This window comes from Pirellulales bacterium (genome assembly GCA_036267355.1).
Lineage (GTDB): Bacteria > Planctomycetota > Planctomycetia > Pirellulales > DATAWG01 > DATAWG01.
Window position 1 is genome coordinate 58,720 of the sequence record DATAWG010000009.1, and the last position, 19,193, is coordinate 77,912.

Consider the following 19,193-nt stretch of genomic DNA (forward strand, 5'->3'; position numbering starts at 1 on the left):
AAAAGGCAGGGCAATGCAGCAGCAGATGAAGGCGCTGGTGAAACGCAAGGCCGAACCAGGCCTGTGGCTTGAAGAGGTGCCTGTCCCCGCGACGGGCATCAACGACGTGCTGATCCGCGTCGATCGAGCCGGCATCTGCGGCACCGATCTGCACATCTATAAATGGGACGCCTGGGCCCAAAAGACCATTCCCGTGCCGATGGTGGTCGGGCATGAATTCGTCGGCGAGATCGTCGAAGTCGGCGCGAATGTGACCGACTTTTTCCCCGGCGACTTGGTGAGCGGCGAAGGGCATGTCGTCTGCGGCCGCTGCCGCAATTGCCTCGCCGGCCGCCGGCATCTCTGCAAAGACACGAAAGGGGTCGGCGTCAATCGGCCCGGGGCGTTCGCCGAATATCTCGCTCTGCCGATGACCAATGTCTGGCACCACCGGCACGACATCGATCGCGACGTGGCCGCGATCTTCGATCCCTTCGGCAATGCGGTGCATACCGCCCTGTCGTTCCCGGTGCTCGGCGAGGATGTGCTGATCACGGGCGCCGGGCCGATCGGCATCATGGCCGCCGCGGTCGTGCGGCATGCCGGCGCGCGATACGTCGTCGTGACGGATGTGAACGACTATCGCCTCGGGCTGGCCAAGAAGATGGGAGCCACCTTCACGTTGAACGTGAAAGAGGGCACGCTCGCCGACGTGCAGCATCAGCTACGCATGAAAGAGGGCTTCGATGTCGGGTTGGAAATGTCGGGCAATCCGGCCGCATTTCGCGACATGCTCTCGAACATGGCCCACGGCGGCCGCGTCGCCATGCTCGGCATCCCGTCGGAGCCGATCGCCATCGATTGGAACACGGTCGTATTCAACATGCTGACGATCAAAGGCATCTACGGCCGCGAAATGTACGAAACGTGGTACAAAATGACCGTGATGCTCGACAGCGGCTTGGACATTCGCCCCGTAATCACGCACCGCTTTGCTTGCGAAGATTTCGAAAAGGGTTTTGAAGTGATGATGTCAGGCCAATCGGGCAAAGTGATTCTGAATTGGCGGGCGTGAGAATGGCTTGTGCCTGACCGCCGCGGCAACGGTCGTCACCCGCAGCGGAGATTGATGATATGCCCAACGGGATGGAGCGGTATTCGAATAATCCGCCCCCGCCGCCGCTCGATTTGAGCCGGTTGAAGGTTTTGCCGCTCTCGATGCGCAAGAGCCTGACGCGCGTCGACGACATTCTCGTCGATCCCGCTGCTCCCGCGCCGCCGCTGGCCACGCAGCTGATGGAGCGGATCGCGGAATGCGCGGAGCGAATTCGAGCTGCCCGGCGGCGGGATGCGAGCGTAGTGCTAATCTATGGGGCCCATTTGCTGCGCAACGGAACGGCGCGAATCCTCGATGCCCTGATGGAAGGCGAATGGCTCACCCACGTTGCCACCAACGGAGCCGGGACCATCCACGATTGGGAGTACGCTTGGTTCGGGGCTTCGACCGAAAGCGTGCGCGAAAATGTCGCCGCCGGCACCTTCGGCGCCTGGGATGAAACGGCCAAGAACATCCACCTCGCGATCATGGCCGGCGCTCTCGCCGGCCGCGGATATGGCCAATCGTTGGGCGCGTTTATCGAGAGCGACGGCACGACGCTGCCGGCGACCGACGATTTGCTGCGGGCGATCCAAGAATCGCCGGAGCATCCGCTCACCTCGGCGCGGGCCGATTTGCTCCAAGCAATGCGTTCTCAGCATTGGCCGGCCGGACGAAATTACGTCGAACATCGCTGGAAGCATGCGTCGATATTGGCCGCCGCTGCCCGGCACGGCATTCCGGCCACCGTCCATCCCGGCATCGGCTACGACATCATCGCCAACCATCCGGTGTTCAGCGGCTCGGCGATCGGCCGGGCGGCGGAGTTGGATTTCAAGCTATTCGGCGGGTCGGTCGAGCGGCTCGATGGCGGCGTCGTGTTGTCGGTCGGCTCGGCGATCATGGGTCCGCAAGTGTTCGAAAAAAGCCTGAGCTGCGTGAACAATCTACGGCTGCAAGCCGGCCGGCCGGTGGTGCGCGATCTGTCGATCTATGTCGTGGATCTGCAAGACGCCGGCGGCTGGGATTGGACACAAGGCGAGCCGCCGAAAACCAACCCGGCCTATTACCTCCGCTTTTGCAAGAGCTATGCCCGCATGGGCGGCGCGTTGCACTACCTGCAATCCGATAACGCGGCGTTCGTGCATCATCTGTTCCACGCCCTGAGCTATCAATGACCGCCGCCGTGTGCCAGTGGCAGACGGAAGAGCTGAATCGTTTAAAGTAGTAGGCATACTCCGTATGCCGTCTGCCGGTCGAAAACGCACTGCGATCGCCGCGGTCGCCGCGAGCGCAGACGGCACACGGAGTGTGCCTGCTACGTAGCCGTGTGCACTGGCTCTGCCAGATGCTGTGTGAAGCTTGACGGTGAAAAAAACACTGGCAGAGCGAGTGGCATACGAAGACATCCTGGCGACCAATCCTCGAATGGGTTCTGATCGATGAACGCCGCCCGTTTCGCAGCCATTACTGAGCGATTCGCGGGCCTGCGGATCGGCGTGGCCGGCGATTTCTGCCTCGACCGCTATCTCGAAATCGATCCGGCTCGCAGCGAAACGTCGCTGGAAACCGGCCTGGCGGCGCACAATGTCGTGCGCGTGCGGGCGCAGCCGGGTGGAGCGGGCACGATCGTCAACAATCTTGCCGCGCTCGGAGTCGGCCGAATCGAATTGCTCGGCTTCTGCGGCGACGACGGCGAAGGCTACGAATTGCGGCGGGCCTTGGCCGCTTTGCCAGGCGTGCGGCTCGAACATTTTCTCACCACTCCGCTGCGGCGCACGTTCGTCTACGCCAAGCCGCTGGTGATCGAACCCGGCCAACCGCCGCGAGAGCTGAACCGGCTGGATTCCAAGAACTGGACGCCCACGCCCGTTGAACTGCAACGCGATCTGGCGGAGCGACTTCGAAAGTTGGCCGACCGCGCCGATGCGCTCGTGCTCTTAGACCAAGTGGATGTTGCCGAGACGGGCGTCGTGACGGCGAGCTTTTGCGACGCGGCGCACGCCGCGCAAACGACACATCGCGATCTGCTGGTTCTGGCAGACAGCCGTCGCGGTTTGGGCTCGTTTCCGCCGCTCGGCTTCAAGATGAACGCCGCCGAACTGGGCCGGTTTTCCCATCCGCCCAGCGACATCAGCGGCGCCGATCTGGACCGCATCAAGCAAGCCGCAGCGGCATTGGCCGACAGCACCGAACGGCCGGTTTTCGTCACGCTGGCCGAGCGCGGCATCGTCGGCGCGATCAAGGGTCGCCCGGCCGAGCACGCCGCGGCGTTTCCGCTGCGAGGCCCGATCGATGTCGTGGGGGCCGGCGATGCGGTGACCGCGGCGCTCGCGGCCTCGCTGGCGGCCGGAGCCGAGCTGCGCGAAGCGATGGAATTGGCAATGGCCGCCGCTTCGCTGGTGGTTCATCAACTCGGCACGACCGGCACGGCGACGGTCGAAGAAATGGATCGCCTACTGAAGTTCAGCGCCAATTGAAACGGCCGATCTGCCGGAGATAGCCGCACCGGGCAAATCAATCTTCGCAATCAAGCGTCTGCGAATAAAGAGGCGGCGGGCGAAAAGGCATCGAGTGCAATTTCGCCCGCCGCTCGGGACCAAGATCGCCGGACCAAGATCTTTCGGCGAGAATTCCTGGCGTTAAACGTCGATTTCGATGTCGTTGATGGAAACGTCCGGCTCGTTGCCGCCGTCGACCAGCCGGCCCCAATCCGAGTCGCTCGAGCCGCCGGCGCCGCTCCGCTCGCTTTCGCGCTGGCACTCGATGCAATAAGTCGCATAGGGGAGCGCGTTGAGCCGGGCCATCGGGATTTTCACCCCGCATCCCTCGCACACGCCATATTGGCCGATGCGCATCCGTTCCAAGGCGTTTTCGATACGGGCTAGTTCGCGGCTTTCCACCTCGGCCAATTGCGAACTAATTTCGTCTTGTGCCGAATCGAGGGCCGCATCGACCACGTCACCGGCCGCCTGAGCGCGGAGTTCTTTCAGTAGGCTCAAGTCGCCCGCCAACGCTTGGCGCAATGCATCGCGCCGCTTGATCAAGATCTGTCGCATGCCGAACAATGAGTCTTTGCGTGCCATATGTCCCCATTCCACTTCGTTGTCCGACCAAGCGTCCAAACCGCGGGAGATCGGCCATCTCGCTACTGCCGATTATCGAATCGATTTTCGATTTCTGGCTGCCGTATGCCCTTTGATAGGCGCGTTGCCGCCGACCAAATTGTCCCCCTGCGTTACGCTAAAACCGTCCAGCGAATGTTCCAGAGTGCCTCGGGTTTCCTTGTTTCCGCCATTACATCAACCCAATTTGTCAGCGCTCGAATCTGGTTGTTAAACCCCGCGAATCGCGTTCCGGCTGCAACCGAAATATACTACGCAACTCAGCACGGACAGATCGGCCTAATTTCCTCTCGACGAGAACAATTTTCGCCTATCGGATTCCGCGGCTTAACCATTGCGCGGCCAAAGGCTTAGCGCAGTAATTCAGCCCATTTTTGTGCGGCATGACAGTCCCGCTACAAAATGTTTCAAAACGTCGCCGGACACTTTGTGAGCCAACTCGCTCGCCAAGCGTTACCGCCGACCGGCCGCCAACCAGATAAGCTTGGTTGTCCGTGCGACATCCAAACGCGCTCGTTTGCAGCCTTGGGATAATCGGCACAATCGGCAAAGATGTGCAGCACTTTTTTGCCGATTGCGGCAACAATCGCGTCTTTGGCGGCCAGCACATGTGCGGCGGACAGCAACAGAAGTTCCGCAATCCTCCTGAATAGCCCATCTGCTGGCTTTCCTGGCGATAGCCATCGAGGATTTCAGCTAGGGCGGCCCGTTGACTTGGCTCGCCTATAAGCTACATCTCCTGTGTTCCTTCCCATTTACAGCGGGTGGATGCGAGCGCGGGATGACAGAGTCGCCAAAGACAACGAATGCCCCCCTTCTTGGGAGACCGAGCGATGCCTTGGTGCTTCGTCTGCTCAACACTGCGCACGAAGGTCGGCTGATCCGGCTCGCCGCGGCCAAATGCACCGTGGGATCGGCGGTCAATTGCACCTTGCGAGTTCAAGCTGCCGGGGTCAAGCCTGTGCACTGCTTGATTCTTCGGGGCCCAAGCCAAACCATTGTTCGCCGCTGGTCCAGCCAGACACAGCTCAACAACGAGCCGTTTAACGATGCTCCGCTGAAGATCGGCGATCGGCTGGCAATTGGCCCACTCGACTTGGAAATCGTCGAAGGGATTGCTCCGCAACGTGTGGCGAACAAGGGTTTCGCGAGGGCGAAGTCTGGCCTGCAAGCCGATCTTGCGCCGTCGGCCGTTGCCGCAGGCAGCGGAGGCCCGCCGTCCGCCACGGCCGTCATCGAGATGCCTGGCGCGGGAAAGAGCGATTCGATCGCGCCTGCCACGCCCGCCAATCGTCGGCAGATTCGCCGCCTTCGTCGCCGGCTTCGACGTGCGCATCTTCGCATCGCCGACTTGGAAGCAAAGGTCGTCGAGCAATCGGAGCGGATTGCCGCCGCGGAAACGGCTTACGCTCAACTCGAAGCCGGCCTGGCCGCGGCCGACGCGAAACGCAGCCGCCTCGAATCCGACCTTGCCACGCTCACGGCAAAGCATGCCGACACCGACGCCCGGGGCCAGAAGGCTGCCGCAGAGCGTGAAGCGGCCGGCGTCGAACTCGCGCGGCTGGAGTCGGAGCTCTCCCTAGCCGCCGCGACAATCGCGCAGCTCGAGCGTCAGCGCGGCGCTCGCGATGCCGAACTAGCCGCCGCCGCGGCAGCCGTCGAAAGATCTCGCGCAGAACTTGCAAACCGCGCAGAGCAGCTTCGCGCGTTCGAACTGGCACTCTCCGAGCGGAAAGATCGGTGGGAATCCGCATACGCGAGCCGAGATCGCGATTTGCACGAGCAGTTGGCCGAGAGTGCGCGACAGCTCGCCTCGCTCCGCCAACAGGCCGAATCGCTCGCCAAGCAAGCCGTCGAGATCGAAAATCGCAAGAACGAGACCGAATCTTTCGCCGAGCAAAACCACGAGATTGCCGCCCGATTGGAAAGTCAAGCGGCCGCGGTCGCCGCGCGACAAGAGGAATTGAACCAGTGTCGGGAAAACTGGCAGGCGGAGCAGCAACGGCAGCAGCAGCAATTGAGCGACCGCGCCGACGAGCTCGAAGCCCGGCAACACGCGGTCGCCGAAGCCGATGAGCGGCGGAAGGCGGACCAAGAGCGCGAGGCCAACCGGTTGGCCGAACGTGAGTCGTCGCTCGAACAAAAGCTTGCGGCACTGTCGACGCGCGACACGTCGCTAGCTGCAACCGAAGCATCGCTGTCGGAACGGGAAGAATCGCTGCGATCGCTGGCCGACGCGCTCGCGTCCGACCGCCAGGCCATCCAGGCCGAACGGGAAGCCATCGAACAAGAACGCACCGCGAATCTGACCGTGCGCGAGGCGATCGACGCCGAGCGGCAAGCAATTCAAAACGAACGCAGCGCGCTCGCCGCCGGCCTCGAATCGCTCGCCGCCGATCGGGCCTCGCTGCAGACCGGCGTCGAACAGCTCCAAAGCGATCGCGGTCACTTGGCCACGCAGCTCGCGGCAGCGGAATCCCGCGAACGCGAAGTGCAGGTTCAACTCGACGAAATCGCTTCGCAGCGGACCGCCGTCGACGGCGAGCGCAATTCGTTGGCGACCGAGCGGCAAGCATTGGAAGCGGAACGGCAGGCCATCGAGACGCTCCGCCACGAATTCGAGACGAAGCAAACCGAGTTGGCGTCGCAACGCGAAGCCCTCGATGCCGACCTCCGCGCTCTCGAGGCCGACCGTCGGACGTGGGACGCGCAACGGCAACAAATCGAAACCGAACGCGAGGAAATTCAGGCTGCCCGACAGCGAGCGGAGACCGATCGACAGGCGCTCGAGGCGGTCCGACACAGCCTCGACGCCGAGCGGCACGATATCGATCTGCAGCGCCAATCGTCGGCCGCGATCGAGCGGCAGCTCGCCGCGCAGCGACAAGAATTGGTTGTTCAGGAACAAGCTGTCGAGGCGGCGCGGAAAATAGCGGAAGGGGCGGAGCACGAGCAGTTGTCCGCCGCGCGCGAGGCGCTCGCCGCGGAACAGCACCAGCTCGCCGAGGTCCAAGCAGCGCTCGCTGCCGCGCAAAACACGCTGGAAGCAGAACGCCCGTCGCTGATCGCCGAGCGAACCGAACTCGCCGCACAGCGAACCGAACTCGCCGCCGAACGCGACGAATTTGCCGCCGAGCGAAACGAACTCGCTTCCGGGCAAAGCGCATTCGCGGCCGCGCAGAGCCGGCTTGCCGCCGAGCAAGGCCAGCTCCATGCCGAGCGGGAAACCCTCGCCGCAGAGCGGAAGCAATTTGCCGCCGACCGGGAAAACTTCTCGGCAGGGCAGCACGAATTCTCCGTCAATCAGGAACAGGTCGCTGCCGCGTTGGATCGGTTGTCGGCCGAACAGCAGTCGCTTGCCGCCGATCGCCAGGCGTTCGAGGCCGAGCGACAAACGCATCTCGCTGAAATCGATAAGCTATCGGCCAAGGCCCGCGACGCTCTCGAACAAGTCGCCGAACAAGCCGCGGCAATGGCAGCCGCGCGCGACGAAATTCAGTGGCAGCAGCAAGCCTGGACCTTGGAGCGCGAGCAATTGCAAGCCCGGCTTGTCGCCGAGCAGGAACATTGCCAGCGTCAATCCGCCGACATGGAGACCTTGCGAAGCGAGCTGGAACGCCGCCAGGTCACCGACCGGTCCGAGCAAGTCGAAAGCGAACAGCAGCTTGAGCTACGCCGGATCGAATTGGACCGCCGCGCTGAAGCGCTTGAGGCCGAACGCCGAGATTTGCAGTCCCGCCGCGAACAACTCGACGCCGCTGCCGCGGCGGCCCTGGTTCCTCCGGCCGCCGCTGCCGATCCGGCCGCCGCCAATGCTGGAATCGTGCCGGCTGATACCGTGTCTGCAACGGCAGCGACCGAGCCGATTTTTGCGAATGCGGATGCAAGCCGACGTTTTTCCGACGAAGCTGGCCGGCCTGCGGCGATCGCCGATCGCGACAACGAAGACGTGGCAACCGACGACATCTTTGCCCGGCTTCGCTCGCTCGCGCTTCTGAAAGAGGACGGCAGCGAATCGCAGCTCATGGGATCGTCTGGATTGGACGAATCGGAAGTGGCCGAAGCAAAAAGCGATTCCCAAGAGCTGGCCGGCGAACAAGGACTTGCTCCGTTAGCGGCCGCGCCAAAGGGCGAAACGGACGAGGAATCGATCGACGACTACATGGCCCGGTTGCTTCATCGCGTCCGCGGCATATCGCAAGACCAGCCGGCCGCAGTGGTCAGGGGAGCGCCGGCCGCAGCCCGGCCGCCCGTATTCAAGCCAGCCGCAGCGGTGGCTCTTACCGAGAGCAAGCCGGCCAGCGTGGCGGCAGCCGATCATCCGCTCGACGCGAAGCCGCTACCGGCGGATCAGCCGGTGATGACGGGGCCTCTGGTCGCCCGTTCCGCGCCGCCGGAAGCGGCTGCCAATATCGCCGCCATGCGCGAACTTGCCAACACGGCCGCCCGCCGGGCAATCAGCCATCATGCGAAAGGGCGTTCGGGGCGCATCGCGGCGAGCAAGGCGTTTTCGGCCCTGCTCGTGCTGGGCGTCGGCGCGTGGCTGCTTTGGAAATCGATGGCGGGGAGTCTGGCCTACCGCTATAGCGGTGCGGCGGCCTTGATCGTCGCCGCGTTCTGGCTCGTGCAAGCGGCTGCGTTGGCACGCGGAAGCCGCATGACCAATCGCGCCGATAAGTCGAGCGGAGCCGTATCGAAAACCGGCGGCAAAAAAGCCGCGCCCGGCGGCGGCTCAAGCAATCGCTGAAGCATCGCTCAAGGGCGCGCGACCGCCGGGGCGCTGTCGATCGTCATGCTGCCGGTCAGGCCCGGATGCAGCGTCTGCCGCGGATTGTCGATCTCGGCCCAGACTCGGCTTTGACCGTTCACCGGATTGCTCTCCGGATTGACGAACACGATCCTGCCGTGGAACTGGCTTTGTGCGGCGCCGGGCAGATCGACCGTAAGCGTAACCGGCCGTCCGACGAGATCGCCGCCGACTTCATGCGCATTGATGAACGCTTCCGCCCGCAGCCGATCGAGGCGCACGATGCGCACGACGACATCTCCCGGCTGCACCCATTCGCCGCGCTGCCGCTTGATTTGCACCACCATTCCGCCGAGGGGCGCGACGATGCGCCGATGCGCGACATTGTTCGTCGCCGTCTCGACGGCGTTTTCCTTCAGTTTCGCCGTGAGCCGAGCGATCTGCTGATCTTCGAGGGCCGCCTCGACTTCGAGCGCCGCTTTTTGCTTGGTGAGCCGCAGCTCGTCAAGCTCGGTTTGCGAGACGCTCTTGCTGAATTTTTGGGCCGATTCGATCGCGCGCTGTTCCTCGGCCGTGGCCACTTCGAGCGCCTTTCTCGCGAAACGGAGCTTCACATCGTCGCTGGCCTGCTTGTCGGCGATCTCGCGATCGAGTTTTGCCTTGTCAAGGCTGAGCACGGCATCGGTGTCGTCGAGCCGGGCCAAAAGAGTCCCGTTGTCCACCGTCTGCCCCTCGCGCACGGCGATCTGCTCAATCGCGCCGGCCTCGCGGGCCGCCAGATCGACCTGGTCGATGAGCGTGACCACAACCGAATCGACATGAATCCCGCCGCCGGGCGCCGCCGCGGCAGCAGCCACGGCCGCACAGAGAGAAATGATCGGGACGATAACTATCGACGGACGGATGAACCGCATGGGAGATTGCCTTGGGGCGTGGATTGTGCGACCGGTGTTAGGGCGGCGATGCGCGAAACCGCAAGCGATTCTCAACGCCGCCTTTGGCCGGCGGCTCGCTTGCGGTTTCGCGCGTCAGAATAATACGCGGGATTGGATCGTTTCCCATAACTGGTGTAGCCAGACATAGCCCAGCGACCGCCGGCCGCAATGGATTTTGGCAACCACCGTCGCTCCCGGTCGCAATTCATCGGCCGGGATCGCCGTGCGATCGAAATCTGCCGTTACCAGCACCGTGGCGCCGGTCGTCTTGTCCGTTTGCGTGGCCAAGGCAATCCGTTTCACGTGCCCCGCGTGCGTCGTGCCCGGCTCGGTGGCCACGATAAACGACATAGCCAACGGCTTATCGGCGTGGGCCGAAGCTTCTTCCGCCGCCAGCACATGGCCGATCCGGTCGTCGGGCACTTGAATCTCGAGCACCCACGGTCCGCTGAGATCGGCCACCGTTAGCAAGACTTGCCCGCGAGTCACCGGCCGCGCGGCGAGCAATTCGCGCACGTTCCAGGTAAGCACGGTTCCGGCGAGCGGGCTGCGCATTTCCAGATCGGCACGCTGCCCGGCAAGAATTTCTTGCTGGTGGGCAAGGCTTGTCAACTGAGCTTTGGCTTCCTCTTCTTCGGCGGCAAGCTGCTCGACTTTGTCGCCGCCCCCGGCGTTGTCCTGTCCCGCGGCGAGCCGCGAATTCCGCAGGGCGCTCAATTTCTCCTGAGCCGTCCGCAGTTCGCCGTCGATGCGGCTCGATTCGAAATCCAACTGCGGGCGACGGAGCGTGCCGAGCAATTGCCCCCGTTCCACCCTATCGCCATGCGCCACTTTCAAATCGTCGCCGACCACGATCCCATCCGATCGGGCAAACACTTCCTGCCGCCGTTCGGGCTGCAATTGGCCGTGGGCCGTGACGTCGAAATCCACGGGAACGAACACAAGCGCCGCGACGACTGCCGCCGCGACGCCGAGCGCCACCAGCGCCTTCGGCAACCAGTTGAGTCGCCCAACCGCTTGCAACGCCGGCATGAACGGAACGTTTCGATACGCTTGCGCGTTGGCAAGCGCCACGGCGCTTTGCCGCGCGACGGCTTCGATCCGCTCGCGTTGGGGCGGATCGAAAATTCCGTTATCGAATCGCTCGGCAATCAACACGCCGACCAACCGCCCGGGCTCGGGCAACTTCCCGGGCGACTCTTTGGTGGGCGCCGGCTCGCGCGGCTCGATGGCGTGCAGCGGGAGCACGGCCATGGCGCGGGCGTGCGTATCGTCGAGCGCGGCTTCGAGCGGCGTTTCGATTTGCGGCGGTAACGGCGATCGATTGTCGTCGTGCCACAGCGGCTCGTCGATCTTGGCCACGACCGCCGCCAGCCGTTCGAGCAGTTGCACGCCGCTCGCCCGGCGGTCGAATTGATCGACGCCGCTGGAGGCCAGCAACCGGCATTTGCGGCCGCGAAGGACGCCGACGCTCAGCCGATCGCACCCGACCAGCGACCGGCCGTCGTTGGCGATCGTGTAGGCGGTTTGGCGGACGTCGAGGGTGGTGTGGATTTGCTCGACGAAGCGTTCGAAGCGGCCCCAGAGGATTTCGCGATCTTGCAGTTGGCGAAGTTGGCGATTGCGTTGGAAATCGCCCGCCAATTCGCTAAGCGTGGAGAGAAACCGAAGGTAACCGCGCTCCGCCGCCGGCGACACTCCTGGCCGCTGAAACACTTCGATCACCCCGCTGGTTCCCGCGTCGACCGGCAGCGGCGCCAACACGAGCAAGTAGGCCGTCGGATTCGCGGCTTGCGGATGGCCGCTCATCGCCGACAAGGGGGCCACCACCGCAGCGCTGCCGGTCGACAAGGCTGCTTCCAGCAGGTAGGTATGTCGCTGGGCGTCGGCCCAATTTTCGGCGAGCGGCAGGGCATCGAGATGGATCTGAGTCTCGAGGGCAATCTGGCCCGGGCCGCGCTGGATCCAGATCGCCCCGCCGACGGCCGCCAGTCCGCGCACCGCCCGTTGCAAAAGCCCGACGTGAAACTCCGCCACCGAAAGATCGCTGCCAGCCAGCCGCGACACGTCGTCGACCAATTCGTCGATTTCCTGCCAATCCGCCTCGGGAACGCGAAATTCATGCGATGAAGATTCGAGGCTCATACTGCCAATATACGAACGCCCGGGCCTCCGGGGAAAGGCTGGTTGCGGCTGCCCGGCCTTCGTGGGTCTTCATGGGAGAAAACAGCTGGCCAGGCCCGACAGCTGCCCATGCGATTTTTGGTTGACATTCGGGCCGGGAATTACGACACTTGAGATTGCTGCAGTGCGTCCGTCCCTCCCGCCTCCGCCCTTCCTGCCGGCCCCTACGGGCCCTGGGGCCCTTTGACGTGTTCGTTCAGCCCATGCAGCCCAGTTTGCAACTGCATTGCCACCGCTGGTCGCCGTCCGCCGCGCGGCATGATTCGGCCCTCGCGCCGGCGGCAGCAATCGCGCCCCATTGGCTTTGCCGCTGTACCGTGAGCCATTGGCTCCGCCGCTGCATCGTGTGTCACTGGCTCCGCCAGTGCTTTCTCGGGTTCCCGCAATTACTGGCACTTGCGATTCTTTTTGCCGCGTTTTCGGTGGCGTCGGCCGCCGATCTGACTGGCGAGCAAGTGTTTCAGACGAAATGCGCGGTTTGCCATGGAGCTCATGGCGAGGGAACGAAAAAGCATCGCGATCCGCTCGCCGGAAACCGCTCCCAAGGTCAACTGCTCGAGTTGATCGGCAAGACAATGCCGGAAGACGACCCGGGCACCATCTCGAAGCGCGACGCCGAAGTGGTCGCGAAATTCGTGTTCGACACCATGTATTCGCCATCGGCCCAGGCGCGCAACCGACCGGTGCGGATCGAATTGGCCCGCCTCACGGTCAATCAATATCGCCAAACCGTGGCCGACCTGATCGCCACGTTCCGCGGTCAACCGTCGCAATGGACCGATCAACGGGGATTGAAGGGCGAATATTTCTCCAGCCGGCATTTCGACGGCGGCAAGAAGGCGCTCGAACGGGTCGATCCGCAGGTGAAATTCGATCTCGGAAGAGACTCGCCGGTGCCGGGCAAAATCGATGCACATGAGTTTTCGATGCGCTGGAGCGGCTCGGTGATGGCGGAGTCGACCGGCGACTACGATTTCATCGTCCGCACGGATCATGCCGCTCGGCTGTGGGTCGAGCAAACGCATAAGCCGCTCGTCGATGCGTGGGTGAAATCGGGCAACGACACGGAATTCCGCGCGACGCTATCGCTCGTCGCCGGCCGGATCTATCCCGTGCGGCTTGAATTTGCCAAAGCCACGCAAGGCGTCGACGACAAGAAAAAGAAGGCCAAAGAAAAAGAGCGGCCCCCGGCCAAGGCCTTTGTCGAACTGTGGTGGAAGCGGCCATTCGGCGTCGACGAGCCGATTCCGGCGCGGCAACTGTCGCCCACTTGGGCTCCCGACGCGTTCGTTTGCACGACCCCCTTCCCGCCCGACGATCGCAGCTATGGCTGGGAGCGCGGCACCACGATCTCGAAGGAATGGGAGGAAGCCACCACCGATGCCGCGATTGAAGTGGCGGGCTATGTCACCACGCACCTGAACGATCTGGCCCGCACCGACGATGATGCCTCGGACCGGGGCGAAAAGCTGAAGAAGTTTTGCCGTGAATTTGCGGCAGCCGGGTTTCGCCGGCCATTGACGGCGGAGGAAGAAAAATCGGTCGTCGATCGGCAATTCGATTTGGCCAAGGATCGCGAAGTGGCGGTCGAACGCGTCGTGTTACGAGTTCTCACGTCGCCCGAGTTCCTGTATCGCGAAATCGGCAGCGGAGCGGAAGGATACAAAGACGGCTACAAGGTCGCCTCGCGGTTGTCGTATGGTCTGTGGGATTCGATGCCCGATAAGCAACTGCTGCACGCGGCAGAGGCTGGTTGGCTTGCCAACAAGGAAGTGGTCGCCAAAGAGGCGGAGCGGATGCTGCTCGACCCGCGAGCCAAGGCCAAAGTGCACGCATTCCTGCTCTCTTGGGTGAAAGCCGATCAACCGCGCGACTTGGGAAAAGACCCACAAGTGTTTCCCGGTTTCGATCCGCCGCTGATCGCCGATTTGCGCACCTCGCTCGAGCTGTTTCTCGACGACACGATGTGGTCTGAGAAATCCGATTTCCGCCAACTGCTGACGAGCGACGCGCTGTATTTGAACGGCCGGCTGGCGAAGTTCTATGGCGCCAATCTTCCGGCCGACGCGGGTTTTGGCAAAGTGAAGCTCGATGCCGAGCATCGCGCCGGCGTGCTTACGCATCCGTATCTGATGGCCAGCTTCGCGCATAGTAGAGAAACGTCGCCGATCTTGCGGGGCGTGTTTTTGGCCCGCGGCGTGTTGGCCGTTTCACTGCGGCCGCCGCCCGTGGCCGTGGTGCCCTTGTCGGTCGAATTGCAGCCGACGCTAACGACCCGCGAGCGGATTTCGCTGCAAACCAACTCCGCCAATTGCCTCGTCTGCCACGGCATTATCAATCCGCTCGGCTTTACGCTTGAGCATTTCGACGCCGTCGGCCGATACCGGGAGAAGGACAACGGCAAGCCGGTGGACGCGACCGGGACATACAAAACTCGCAGCGGCACGAGCGTAACGCTGCAAGACGCACGCGGCTTGGCGAAATTTTTGGTCGAAAGCGACGAATCTCAAAGCGCGTTTGTCGAGCAAATGTTTCACCAATTGGTGCAGCAGCCGGTGCAAGCCTATGGGCCGAACACGCTGGCGAATCTGCGCCGCGAATTTGCCGAGCAGGGATTCAACATGCGGAAATTGGCGATCGACATCATGATCGCCTCCGTGTTGCCGAAGCGAGAGACGAAAGTCGCGGAGGCGGAGAAACCGACGCGATAACCGCATAAGACCAGTAGAGAATAGCGTCCGGCGCGGCGCGTCCCTCGCTAACGCTTCGGGCCAGTGTGAGGACAGCGAAACCGCGACACTAGCCCGAAGCGTTAGCGAGGGAGACCTGCCAAACGGCACACCGATTGCCGCAAGTCATAGCGTTAGAATTAGCACCTTCCTTAGCCCAACCATCAACGATCAAAGGCCGCTCCGATGACTGCCGCCGCCACGCGTCGCGATTTTCTCCGCGCTTTGGGCCTTAGCGCCGGTTCGCTGCCGTTTATTTTAAATCTGCCGAGCCTGGCGTTTGCCAATCAATCGCGGCGGAAGCAACGCTTGGTGGTGATGTTCAGCCCCAACGGCGTCGTTCCCAGGGCATTTTGGCCCGACGAGGAAGGGGACAAATTCGCGCTCAAGGAATCGCTCAAGCCGCTCGAGCCGTTTCAAAACAAGACGCTGATTCTGCACGGCGTGTGCGACAAAGTGCGCGGCGACGGCGACAACCACATGCGCGGCATCGGCTGCCTGCTCACCGGTATCGAACTCTATCCCGGCAATATTCAAGGCGGCTCCGACACCCCGGCCGGCTGGGCCAGCGGCATCTCGATCGATCAAGAAATCAAGCAAAAGCTGCAGCAAGACGACGCCACGCGCACGCGCTTCGGCTCGCTCGAATTCGGCGTCATGGTTCCCGAACGCGCCGACACGTGGACCCGCCTTGCCTACTCCGGCGCCAACAAGCCGATCACGCCGATCGACGATCCGTATCAAATGTTCAATAGGCTCTATGGCAAGGTGAAAGATCGCGAACTGCTGGCCAGCGTGCTCGACGACGTGCAAGACGATTTGAAAAAAGTCAGCCGTGCGGTAAGCAGCGACGACCGCCGCTTGCTCGACGAGCATGCCACGTTCGTGCGCGAAATGGAGCAGCAACTCCGCGCCGATGCGGCAGCCAAGGCAGGCCATCAGGTGCCGGAAATCGATCCCGGCGTGCGGCGCGACAACGACCACATCCCGCACATCAGCAAAATGCAAATCGACTTGATGGTCAACAGCTTCGCGAACGACTTTTCCCGCATCGCCACGCTGCAATACACCAATTCCGTCGGCCAGGCCCGCATGCGCTGGATCGGCATCGATGAAGAGCACCACGGCCTGTCGCACGAACCCGATTCCAACGAAAAAGCCGTCGAGAAACTGACGAAAATCAACCATTGGTTCTGCGAGCAATTGGCGTATCTGGCGAAGCGCTTGGCCGACACCCCGGAGCCCGGCGGCCACGGCAGTCTGCTCGACAACACGCTGATCCTGTGGACGAACGAACTCGGCAAGGGCAACTCGCACACGCTCGACAATATTCCGTTCGCGCTGGTCGGCGGCGGATTGGATTTCAAGATGGGGCGCTCGCTGAAATTCCCCAGCGTGCCGCACAATCGCTTGCTTCTCTCGCTGGCCCACGGCTTCGGCCACCGCATTACGAAATTCGGCCACCCCGACTTCTGCAACGCCGGGCCGCTGAATTTGGGCTGAAAAGTATGCACCGCGTTGTCCGGGCGCGCTCGCTCGCTTCGAATCGGGCCTGCTTGTTCGGCAAATCGCCCTTTTTTGTCCGTCAGCAAGAGCCAGCCAACGATCGCCATCTCGGCGCGCGGGCCGCCTTTCCAGTTTCCGCTTCTCGGAAATTACTTCGCGGCGCTCGGCGCCGCCGTTTTTGGATCCCTTCCTGGATAATTAGGATAACCGGATCGGTGCATTTTGTTGATGAGTTCAATTCCGGATTGCTCGACGGGAATCTTCGGTTTTTGCGCGCGAGCGTAGGTAAGGGCGCCATTTTCCTCGTTCTCCACATCCGTTAGTTGAACGAGCACGATGCCGCTCAGCGTTTGCTTTCGCGATCGATCGATCCAGGGAAAGGCCGCGTCGTGGAGATGCGCCCAGCCATATTCCCCAATAACGGCGGCACGGTTGGTCTCGGCCGTGGGTGTCTCGCCGGCGTAGGCGTGATAATCGAGCACGTCGCCCAACTTGAAGTCGAACAGATCGTTTCCATACCCGCTGCCGTCCGGCCTTTTGCCACCTCCGCCGACGCCGCTCTCGGGATCGACGAGCCGGGTCGGATCTTCCTCGCGCACCGCGTTCACCATGCGCTTCAAAAGAGCCTCCATTCCCGCGGCAGCATGCCGCGGCTGCCCGGGCTCCTCGGGCGTCATCGAAAGGCCCCAGCCCTCATTGAAATTGATCCACATGACAATCGACGGATGATTCACGCGGCCGCGCACCATGCGGCGCAATTCCGACTCATAATTGCCCCACGGATCGGGCAGGAATCTGCCGGCCTTTACATAACGGCTGTAATAGTCGTCCCAGGCAATCTCGCCCGCGGAGGGCATATCTTGCCAGACGAGCACGCCGAGTTTGTCCGTCCAGTAATACCAACGATCGGGTTCGACTTTGACGTGCTTGCGGAGCATATTGTAGCCCAGCTTCCGTGTCATCTCGACATCGAATCGCAGGGCCTCGTCGGTCGGAGCCGTGTAGATGCCGTCGGGCCAATAGCCCTGGTCCAACAGGCCGTTCTGGAAGATGAACTCGTTGTTGAGCAACATGCGCGTGATGCCCTTCTTGTCCGGGCCGATCGAAATCTTGCGCATGCCGAAATAACTCCCCACCGCGTCGCCGGTCTTGCCATCCTGCTTGAGCGTGATTTTCAAATCGTAGAGAAACGGCGTTTCCGGCCACCAAAGCTTGGCCCGGGGAATGCCAATCGAGATCGGCAAACCGGGGAAGCCGGCGCCACGCCCCACTTCCTTTTCGCCGTCAAGCACGATTGCTTCGACCGTTTGCCCCGCGCCCGCCAGAGAACCGGTCGACACGACCAGGTGCATCCCACTGTGGTCGATATCCGGAAAAATCTGAATGTGATCGATATGATCGACAGGCACCGGTTCCAACCAGACCGTCTGCCAGATGCCGGCCGCGGCCGTGTAGGTGATGTACCCGGTACGGGTCTCTTGTTTGCCGTGTGGCTCTCCGCCCACGACGGGATGATGGACCGATACCACGAGTTCCTGGGAACCAGCCGGCTTCAGGGCGTTGGTGATATCGAGGCTGAAACCGTCGTAGCCGCCGGTGTGATGCCCGACCCGTTTGCCGTTGACCCACACGGTCGCTTCCCAATCGACCGCGCCGAAATTGAGCAGGATGCGCTCCCCCCGCCATCGCTCAGGCACCTCGAATGTGCGCGAGTACCAGAGTCGATCGCTGCCGTCGATCTTCTTGGCGACCTGCGAGAGCACCGACTCGATTGGAAACGGCACGAGAATGTGGCCGTCGAACTTCGCCGGCGCTTCGGTCGCGGCGTTCGGGGCGATTGCGTAGTTCCACAATCCGTTGAGGTTGAGCCATTCGCTGCGCACCATCTGCGGCCGAGGATATTCCGGCAGGACGGGCTTGTCGGAAGAAACCGTTTTGCCCCAGACGGTCATGGGCACGCCGCTCGCCGGTGGCCACGGCTTATCCGCCGCTTGGAGGCCGGAGACGGAACAAACGAGCGACGCCATTACCGCGGAGCCGGCGATCACCGCACGAGCACATTCACGCAGACACAGTGTAGAGCGATTCATGAAGATCCTTTGAATTTGCAGGCAGCGTCACCAATTTAAATCGGCCCGGCACCGGGCCTGATCCATTTTACTTGGCAATGCGGTGAAAGACATTTTGGCATAAGGGGAGCCGCACCCAAAGTAGCAGGCACACTCCGTGTGCCGTCTGCCCCGCTCTGTGCGCAACCCGCCGCGAAGCGCAGACGGCACACGGAGTGTGCCTGCTACGTTGACGCCTTCATTCGAAATTCATCGTCGCCCGCACCGCGGTCGGCGCCATGGCATTGCCGGGAAAATATCGCCGTCGAAATCAAAGCGATCCAACGTAGCAGGCACACTCCGTGTGCCGTCTGCCCCGCTCTGTGCCCCAACCCGCCGCGGAGCGCAGACGGCACACGGAGTGTGCCTACTACGTTGACGCCTTATTCGAAATTCATCGTTCGCCGCAATTTTCTGTTGGAATTCGAGCCACGCTTTGTGGCATGCTACTCGCAGACGACTCGGCTCGAGGCACTTGAGACGGGCGACGCGGGAGAAGGCTACAGGCCACAGGCCACAGGCTACAGGCTACAGGACGAAGCATGTCCGCCTCCGGCGGACGTGCCCTGCTTACCTGTAGCCTTCCGCCTTCCGCCTGTAGCCTCTTCCGCACCACGCGGCGCCGGCGGTTGGTTCTTGTCCAATGGCGCTGCTAGTCCGTCTTGCTGTACAACGGTCGAACTGCTTGCGGTCGACGGCAAGCGGAGCGATTCAGCGTACCGGCCCCACCGTTTGCGGCCTGATCTCCGCAATAGATCGGACCAGGTAGTGTTTGCCGAGAAGT

10 protein-coding genes are annotated in these 19,193 nt (G+C 62.5%); 6 read left to right on the plus strand and 4 right to left on the minus strand.

The window, feature by feature from the left end:
• The first annotated feature begins 13 nt into the window (after nucleotides 1–13).
• The 3 genes from tdh to VHX65_02285 all read left to right on the plus strand — a co-directional run bounded on the left by tdh (nucleotide 14) and on the right by VHX65_02285 (nucleotide 3,555).
• Nucleotides 14–1,054: an L-threonine 3-dehydrogenase gene (tdh, locus tag VHX65_02275; GenBank protein HEX3997354.1), complete on the plus strand. Its 1,041-nt coding sequence runs from the start codon at nucleotides 14–16 to the stop codon at nucleotides 1,052–1,054.
• Nucleotides 1,055–1,113: 59 nt separating this feature from the next.
• Nucleotides 1,114–2,253 carry a hypothetical protein gene (locus tag VHX65_02280; GenBank protein HEX3997355.1) on the plus strand — a complete coding sequence of 380 codons (1,140 nt, stop codon included), beginning with the start codon at nucleotides 1,114–1,116 and terminating at the stop codon, nucleotides 2,251–2,253.
• A gap of 264 nt (nucleotides 2,254–2,517) precedes the next feature.
• The gene (locus VHX65_02285) at nucleotides 2,518–3,555 is read left to right on the plus strand and encodes a PfkB family carbohydrate kinase (GenBank protein ID HEX3997356.1); all 1,038 of its coding nucleotides are present in this window, start codon (nucleotides 2,518–2,520) and stop codon (nucleotides 3,553–3,555) included.
• A gap of 162 nt (nucleotides 3,556–3,717) precedes the next feature.
• Here the strand turns inward: VHX65_02285 and VHX65_02290 are convergent, their stop codons facing one another.
• Nucleotides 3,718–4,134, minus strand: a complete 417-nt coding sequence (locus VHX65_02290; GenBank protein ID HEX3997357.1) for a TraR/DksA family transcriptional regulator — start codon at nucleotides 4,132–4,134, stop codon at nucleotides 3,718–3,720.
• A 907-nt stretch (nucleotides 4,135–5,041) separates the two neighbouring features.
• Here VHX65_02290 and VHX65_02295 point away from each other — a divergent pair.
• Nucleotides 5,042–8,947, plus strand: coding sequence for an FHA domain-containing protein (locus VHX65_02295; GenBank protein HEX3997358.1), 3,906 nt, complete (start codon nucleotides 5,042–5,044; stop codon nucleotides 8,945–8,947).
• An 8-nt stretch (nucleotides 8,948–8,955) separates the two neighbouring features.
• Here VHX65_02295 and VHX65_02300 read toward each other — a convergent pair whose 3' ends face one another.
• Both VHX65_02300 and VHX65_02305 read right to left on the minus strand, forming a co-directional pair.
• Nucleotides 8,956–9,861 carry an efflux RND transporter periplasmic adaptor subunit gene (locus VHX65_02300; protein ID HEX3997359.1) on the minus strand — a complete coding sequence of 302 codons (906 nt, stop codon included), beginning with the start codon at nucleotides 9,859–9,861 and terminating at the stop codon, nucleotides 8,956–8,958.
• 114 nt (nucleotides 9,862–9,975) lie between these two features.
• On the minus strand, nucleotides 9,976–12,027 hold the full coding sequence (locus tag VHX65_02305) for an HlyD family efflux transporter periplasmic adaptor subunit (protein HEX3997360.1): 2,052 nt from the start codon (nucleotides 12,025–12,027) through the stop codon (nucleotides 9,976–9,978).
• 227 nt (nucleotides 12,028–12,254) lie between these two features.
• On the opposite strand from VHX65_02305, the gene VHX65_02310 reads away from it, so the two are divergent.
• The gene (locus VHX65_02310; GenBank protein ID HEX3997361.1) at nucleotides 12,255–14,777 is read left to right on the plus strand and encodes a DUF1592 domain-containing protein; all 2,523 of its coding nucleotides are present in this window, start codon (nucleotides 12,255–12,257) and stop codon (nucleotides 14,775–14,777) included.
• Nucleotides 14,778–14,981: 204 nt separating this feature from the next.
• Nucleotides 14,982–16,298 (plus strand): DUF1552 domain-containing protein, encoded by a 1,317-nt coding sequence (locus VHX65_02315; protein ID HEX3997362.1) that lies wholly within the window; start codon nucleotides 14,982–14,984, stop codon nucleotides 16,296–16,298.
• Nucleotides 16,299–16,450: 152 nt separating this feature from the next.
• On the opposite strand, the gene VHX65_02320 is transcribed toward VHX65_02315, so the two are convergent.
• Entirely contained in the window at nucleotides 16,451–18,391 is a 1,941-nt protein-coding gene (locus VHX65_02320; protein ID HEX3997363.1) for a glycoside hydrolase family 2 TIM barrel-domain containing protein, read from the minus strand.
• Nucleotides 18,392–19,193: the final 802 nt, after the last annotated feature.